The following is a 6,143-nucleotide window of genomic DNA, read 5'->3' on the forward strand; positions in this document are numbered from 1 at the left end:
TGGGTGTAATGCCCACCTGACTATTCTTAGCAGGGTGACAATGCCAGCAAAAGATACCTACCATGATGGATTTAAAAACGCCTTAATTAAGGATGGTTGGACAATTACTCGCGATCCTTACACTATTACATACGAGGGTCTAAAGCTATTTGCCGATCTGTCAGGTAAAAAATTGTTTTCCGCACAAAAAGCAGAAGCTAATATAGTAGTTGAAATTAAGAGTTTTCTGGGTCTTTCTCCAATTCATGAATTTCAATGTGCTTTAGGTCAATATATTTTATACCGTACACTTTTATCTGTGATTAATCCTCAGCAAAATGTTTATTTGGGGATTGAACAAGAAATTTATGAAACTTTTTTTCAGCAACCAGGTATAAAACTGGTTATCGAACAATATCAAATCTTGCTGATTGTTATTAACATTGATCGAGAGGAAATTGTGCAATGGATAAATTAAATCATTACCGTTCAATCATCAAAAAAATATTAACTGAATACGATCAACTAGCAGGACAAACTCCTAATATCTCTGGAGTTGATACTGTGTTAGCTTTTGATGAAGAAAGAGATCAATATCTGTGGTTTGATGTTGGTTGGAAAGAAAGAAAACGAGTTAAAGCAATTTCTGTTTATGTTCGCTTCAAAAATGAGAAAATTTATATTGAGGAAGATTGGACAGAAGAAGGAATTGCTACTGAGTTATTAAAAGAAGGTGTACCGAAAGAAGATATTGTTTTAGCTTTTCATGCTCCAGAAACTCGTAAATTGACTGAGTTTGCTGTTACTTGAGTAGTTTATAAATAGTAGTAGTTATAGTATAGTGGGCAATGCCCACTTAATTTTTATTTGTTTAAATCCAATACATAATTTTTGGATTTAACTGACTTAAAATCGAATCTATAAATTTATTTTAATTGATTCTTTTTAGCCATGTTTGTAATGCTTGATTAATGATATGATTAATGTCTTCACCAAATATTTCTTCTTTTGACCATTCACCATTGCCTACAGGAACACAATAAAAACTGCGATTATTTTCTGTAACAATACCATAATTTCTATCATTATTTATTGTAACAGTATACAAACGGCGATAGAAGTTTGTCCAAATTATACTTCCTTCTTTTACAGGAGCATATCGTCAATATGTTAGATACTCTTGCGCTGTATCAATTTGCATTCTAGCAATAGTTTTATTTTGGCGATTGGGAATAATTAGCCAGAGAAATAATATTATCTTCTTCGCTTTTCGCTCAAAACATAACTCTGCACACTGCCTAATTTTTTCTTTACCATATTTACTTGCATATATAATACTTTTATTAAGTACTATTTCTTCTAACCTACAGTCAAAGCTTAAGATTTGATGTCTGATTTTTGTGAGGTTTTCTATTTCTGTGTTTGTTAAAGAACCTAACCAATCTAATAATAGTCTTGGTGGATCAGGAATATTATCATTTACTTGATTTTGTAAATTAACTTCTTGATAATTAATTCTGGCAATATTTGTTTTTAATTGCTGATGAACATGAGATAAATTAAAATAAAATTCATTAGATTGATATTTAATACAAAAAGTAAATAAATTAAATTTCAACTTGCTATATTTTTTATCAATTAAGTTATGACGATGAAAGCTTGGACATATAGCTATCAAACGAATTTCTTCATCATAATTAATAATATCTTTAAAAGGTTGTTTCTCTAATAAATTTTCATAATAGCGTGTGAGTTGATTAATTACATATCTATCTTCTGTATTTTTGAGTTCAATAATAGCTAGTTGATTCTTTTTTCCTATTGCTAAAATGTCACAAATTTCTCCTTTTATCGACAATTGGCGCTTTAAGGGCTTTAGTCCAAATATTTCTTCTAAATTATCCCAAACAAAGGTTTCTAATTCAGACTCATCAATAAATTTCCACCCTTGATCTGTTTTGCGTAATGCTACATTTTGTGCCATAGTATTTTCCCAAATATCTCAGTAATAATCCGGAAACAGGAATTTGCTTTTGAAACTTCAGTGAGGCTAAAAAGCAAATTCTATAAGGCTTCAGTCTGCTTCTGAACAAAAAACTAGATATAGTTTTATATTTAATTTATACTCAAAATTATCTGATGTCCTTATTTTGGATAAGTGAAGGCGGTGAACTGCGATCGCACTCTTCATTACCAAATGCGATCACGCCTTATTTTTTCAGTAGCTTAACTAGTTCGCAACTAGGGTTGCTTATCCTCTTCTAAATCTTCCCAGAATAGTCTGACAAACACCTCAGCAGCAGCAGGCTCAATTTCTTGAAGCGCCTTGCGAATTTTCACGACTGTATCACCTGGTGGATCTGCAATTTCATTTACCCAGCCAAAAACACTAGAACGATTGACTCCCATCACTACAGCCAATCGATTTTGGGTAATGTCATAAATTTCTAGTACCCGTTTGAGAGCTTTTCCTGCTTTTCCCATGCCTCCGATTTTGTCAGAGGCTTATAACTAAGTAAATGTTCGGAATTACGAACAAAATGCTAAAGTGATTATGTTCGTGATTCCGAACATAATTTTTAGGTTAACTCTAATGAACAAAAGCTCTCTACCTTCCATGCAACCAGATCCAGATCGAGAACCAGTTAGTTTCCTCGTCATTGGTTCGCGGCAGACTGTTACCAGTACTATTCACACGCTTTATAAAATGGGTTTTGCTGAGATTAGCGAGTGGAGTCCACTTTTAGCGGCTTCTGAACCAGGCAAAGTCATGAAGATTTTAACCAGAAGCGTTCCAACAAGCTGATCATTATCTTTGCAATTGTATTGCGATCGCACTTGGGAATTAAGAGTGCGATCACCTTAAACTATATACAGTCCAAAATTAATGCCACAAATGCCTTTACTGCATCGTAGACATTTATAGTTGGTTGTAAAGTTCTATTATTCAATCTCCCAATCTTCTATTTTTAACCCTTCAACTCTGACAAATTCTTTAGTATTATGAGTCACTAAAATTAAATCATGAGATAGCGCAATTGAAGCAATTAATAAATCATTATAACCAATAGGATTACCAGCATTAGCCAATTGAGCGCGAATCCTACCTGCATTTAACGCTGAAATATCATCTAAAGGTAAAGAAATAAATACTTCCAAAAATCGCTTTACTTTTGCCCATACTTGATCGGGATTATCACTCCTCATCGCTCCATAAAACAACTCTAGTTTCACAACTGAACAAACCGCAATATCTTCTAAATCATAATTTTCAAGCTTCCGGCGAATAATCGAATCTTCATTGAGATATTTAATACATACGTTTGTATCTAGCAAATATTTCATGACAATTTAAAGTCTTCTAAATCATCAAAAACACCTTCGGAATCTATCACTAAAGGAGTATCTTTCAAACAGCCAGAAGTTTCTTCAAAAAAATTAGCAGGCCAACCTTTTCCTTTAGGTTGATTCTCCGGCTGAGAATCAGTAACGGGTTGTAAAATTACAGTAATAGTTAAATCAACATTAGTGACATCTACAGGAATATCTAAATGTAATATTCCATCTTGTCCAACATGAGAGTTCAAAGTTATTTGTTGCATAGCATTTAATTAGGTTAAATAGAAAATTTTCTACTACCAGATAGCTGATTATATTTTATATATAAATAATTGTAGTTAGGAAAAGTATCAGGAAAATCAATGCTTGCTCAAGACACGTAGCTCTAACACACCTTCTACTTATTTTGCGATCGCACTCTCACCCCAAAAAATGCGATCGCAATTCCTCTAAATCACCGCTTCCTCACGCTGGGAATCAAAAACTACCGCAAAGTTAGCGTCAGGGATAAGTTGGCGTAAACGTTGCAAATGACCTTCTGCATCAGATCGAGTGCGAAATCTCGCAACAGTTACCCGTTGCATATCTGGAAGTAGACGAGTAATAGCCCAAGGATTCAAGCGTTCTTTGTAAGCAATCGTCTGAGTCTCTGACGATAAATCGTTGTATTCGTTGTTTTGTGGCATGATTAATTTATCCATAAAAAGTTTAGTGAAGGGCGTTAGGGAGTCTCTTGCCGGGGATGCACTAACGCCTCTTCAATGAAGATTAAAGTGCAAACGGTTATATACTGTCAATATTTAACGCTAAAAGTTAACGATAAAAAGTTATATCAAAGGTCTAGTCAGCTATGGATTTGAGAGCCTTGAGAGAACGTGCAGGGCTGAGAGTCTTTGACGTAGCTAAAGAACTAGACTGCGCGGAATCTTCAATTCGCAACTGGGAAAAGGGGAGAACAACGCCGAAAATGGAAGTATGGCAAGTATTCCGCCTGCGAGATTTGTATCAATGCACAGAAGAAGAGTTAGTACAAGCAGCGAAAGAATCAATGCTTGCTCAAGATACATAGCTTTAACTTACTCCCTGTTTTTGGTAGAAGCAGGTTTAGTCAAGAGCAATTCAGGCGATCGCACTCTTCAATTCCCAAAGTGCGATCGCGTTGGATTTTTTATGAAAGCTGAAATTATCGTGATAAAAATTACTGAATTGCCCCATTGAACAAGTCAGCTTAACCCGTGTTATCTAAAAGGCAATGCCTACATTGCCCCATCCGCAGACTTAGACACCATGCTGCTTAAACCAAGCTTGCAGACGTTTCCAACCATCATCAGCTTCTTTCTCGCGGTAAGAGGGGCGATAATCAGCAAAAAAGGCATGGGGTGCATTGGGATAAAGGATAATTTCAGATTTACTGCTGCTGGACTTTAAGCGATCGCGCATTTGCTCTACTGTATCTAAGGTAATGCCAGTATCCTTACCGCCGTAGAGTCCGAGTACAGGTACTTTCAGCGTCGAGGCAATATCTACTGGATGCTTAGGTGTGAGTTCGGTAGCATCACCCACCAGTCGTCCATACCACGCCACACCCGCTTTTACTTTGGGATTGTGTGCAGCGTACAGCCAAGTAATTCGACCACCCCAGCAGAAACCTGTAATTCCTAACCTATTGGCATTTCCCTTGGCAGACTTGACAGCCCAAGCTACAGTGGCATCAAGGTCAGATAGTACCTGAGCATCTGGTACTTTCGCAACAATTGGGCGAATTTCGTCAATGCTGCTTAACTTAGAGACATCACCCTGACGTGCAAATAATTCTGGTGCGATCGCTAAATATCCCAACTTGGCAAAGCGACGGGCGACATCCTGAATATGCTCGTGTACACCAAAGATTTCGTGGAGTACTAGCACAATCGGGAAATTCTTACCTGTAGCAGGCTGCGCTCTATAAGCTGGAATTTCACCATCTTGAACGGGTATTTTCACCGCACCCGCGACCAATCCTTTGGTATCAGTGGTGATGACTTTCGCAGTAACAGGCTGCACTGCTAGAGCAAAACCTGTTGCAAGGGTAGCAGTTGCGATAAAGTTGCGGCGTGTTATCTCTTTCATCATCTTTATGCCTTGAGCTATCCTAGTTGAATTTTTTTTCAGAATATCGTCTACTTCAGTCAGCAATAGACAGTTCAAATTATTAGATAACGCAAATGATCAATATCTTTAGTTATTCTAATAATTAGTTTTATATAATTTTAACTGCTCGTATATTTTATTGTCTAAAAACTTGAATTTTACTTATGACCGTGTAGTATGTCCGCAAAATGTCGTTCTAGAAATTGAGCACGCCTAGAATTAGTTCCTTCATAATCTAATCCTCTCAAAAACTTTCTATAGCGGTAATTTCAACATTTGTGTATGTGGGATAGGTTCAAAGCTCAATTATAAATTTGCTCAGATTTCCACTTCAATTACAGATGAGTAGTTATAAGTTGAACTTATAAATCAGTTAAGTAAACTTTACGTAAAACTTCTTTACAATGCTTTACATAACCTCTAAGATAAAAAACATCATAAGTAATTATTCCTGCGTACACAAATAACGCAATCGCAATCATAAAACCATGACAGCAACTCTACAACAGCGCGTCAGCGCTAACGTATGGGATCGCTTCTGCGAGTGGATCACCAGCACAAACAACCGTCTATACATCGGTTGGTTCGGTGTCCTCATGATCCCTACCCTGCTAGCTGCAACCGCTTGCTTCGTGATCGCCTTCATCGCTGCACCTCCAGTAGACATCGATGGTATCCGTGAACCTGTTGCAGGT

The 6,143-nt window shown here is 36.6% G+C and carries 11 protein-coding genes and 1 pseudogene; 5 read left to right on the forward strand and 7 right to left on the reverse strand.

Annotated elements, in window-relative coordinates; translation table 11 throughout:
- Positions 1 to 40 precede the first annotated feature (40 nt).
- Complete coding sequence (locus BV372_RS13820) at positions 41 to 457, forward strand: XisH family protein (protein WP_086687076.1); 417 nt, start codon at positions 41 to 43, stop codon at positions 455 to 457.
- Positions 445 to 789: a XisI protein gene (locus tag BV372_RS13825; protein ID WP_086687077.1), complete on the forward strand. Its 345-nt coding sequence runs from the start codon at positions 445 to 447 to the stop codon at positions 787 to 789. The genes BV372_RS13820 and BV372_RS13825 overlap by 13 nt, the downstream gene beginning before the upstream one ends.
- 121 nt (positions 790 to 910) lie before the next feature.
- Here BV372_RS13825 and BV372_RS36285 read toward each other — a convergent pair whose 3' ends face one another.
- The 3 genes from BV372_RS36285 to BV372_RS13835 form a co-directional block, all read right to left on the reverse strand.
- Positions 911 to 1,087, reverse strand: a complete 177-nt coding sequence (locus BV372_RS36285; protein ID WP_179198083.1) for a hypothetical protein — start codon at positions 1,085 to 1,087, stop codon at positions 911 to 913.
- A 54-nt stretch (positions 1,088 to 1,141) separates the two neighbouring features.
- Complete coding sequence (locus BV372_RS13830) at positions 1,142 to 1,963, reverse strand: endonuclease NucS domain-containing protein (protein WP_086687078.1); 822 nt, start codon at positions 1,961 to 1,963, stop codon at positions 1,142 to 1,144.
- 257 nt (positions 1,964 to 2,220) lie between these two features.
- Positions 2,221 to 2,463, reverse strand: a complete 243-nt coding sequence (locus BV372_RS13835) for a helix-turn-helix transcriptional regulator (protein WP_086687079.1) — start codon at positions 2,461 to 2,463, stop codon at positions 2,221 to 2,223.
- Between the two features lie 109 nt (positions 2,464 to 2,572).
- Between BV372_RS13835 and BV372_RS13840 the strand changes: the two genes are divergently transcribed.
- On the forward strand, positions 2,573 to 2,785 hold the full coding sequence (locus BV372_RS13840) for a hypothetical protein (protein ID WP_218776721.1): 213 nt from the start codon (positions 2,573 to 2,575) through the stop codon (positions 2,783 to 2,785).
- A 137-nt stretch (positions 2,786 to 2,922) separates the two neighbouring features.
- On the opposite strand, the gene BV372_RS13845 is transcribed toward BV372_RS13840, so the two are convergent.
- The 3 genes from BV372_RS13845 to BV372_RS13855 all read right to left on the reverse strand — a co-directional run bounded on the left by BV372_RS13845 (position 2,923) and on the right by BV372_RS13855 (position 4,004).
- Positions 2,923 to 3,324 carry a type II toxin-antitoxin system VapC family toxin gene (locus BV372_RS13845; protein ID WP_086687081.1) on the reverse strand — a complete coding sequence of 134 codons (402 nt, stop codon included), beginning with the start codon at positions 3,322 to 3,324 and terminating at the stop codon, positions 2,923 to 2,925.
- Positions 3,321 to 3,581, reverse strand: coding sequence for a hypothetical protein (locus BV372_RS13850; RefSeq protein WP_086687082.1), 261 nt, complete (start codon positions 3,579 to 3,581; stop codon positions 3,321 to 3,323). The genes BV372_RS13845 and BV372_RS13850 overlap by 4 nt, the downstream gene beginning before the upstream one ends.
- Before the next feature lie 186 nt (positions 3,582 to 3,767).
- A complete protein-coding gene (locus BV372_RS13855; protein WP_086687090.1) occupies positions 3,768 to 4,004 on the reverse strand; it encodes a hypothetical protein in 237 nt (78 codons plus the stop codon).
- Positions 4,005 to 4,168: 164 nt separating this feature from the next.
- On the opposite strand from BV372_RS13855, the gene BV372_RS13860 reads away from it, so the two are divergent.
- On the forward strand, positions 4,169 to 4,387 hold the full coding sequence (locus BV372_RS13860) for a helix-turn-helix transcriptional regulator (RefSeq protein ID WP_086687083.1): 219 nt from the start codon (positions 4,169 to 4,171) through the stop codon (positions 4,385 to 4,387).
- Positions 4,388 to 4,596: 209 nt separating this feature from the next.
- On the opposite strand, the gene BV372_RS13865 is transcribed toward BV372_RS13860, so the two are convergent.
- Entirely contained in the window at positions 4,597 to 5,427 is an 831-nt protein-coding gene (locus BV372_RS13865) for a dienelactone hydrolase family protein (RefSeq protein WP_086687091.1), read from the reverse strand.
- A 509-nt stretch (positions 5,428 to 5,936) separates the two neighbouring features.
- On the opposite strand from BV372_RS13865, the pseudogene BV372_RS13870 reads away from it, so the two are divergent.
- Positions 5,937 to 6,143, forward strand: a pseudogene (locus BV372_RS13870) (photosystem II q(b) protein); the annotation flags it as partial.

The organism is Nostoc sp. T09, from assembly GCF_002154695.1.
GTDB lineage: Bacteria > Cyanobacteriota > Cyanobacteriia > Cyanobacteriales > Nostocaceae > Aulosira.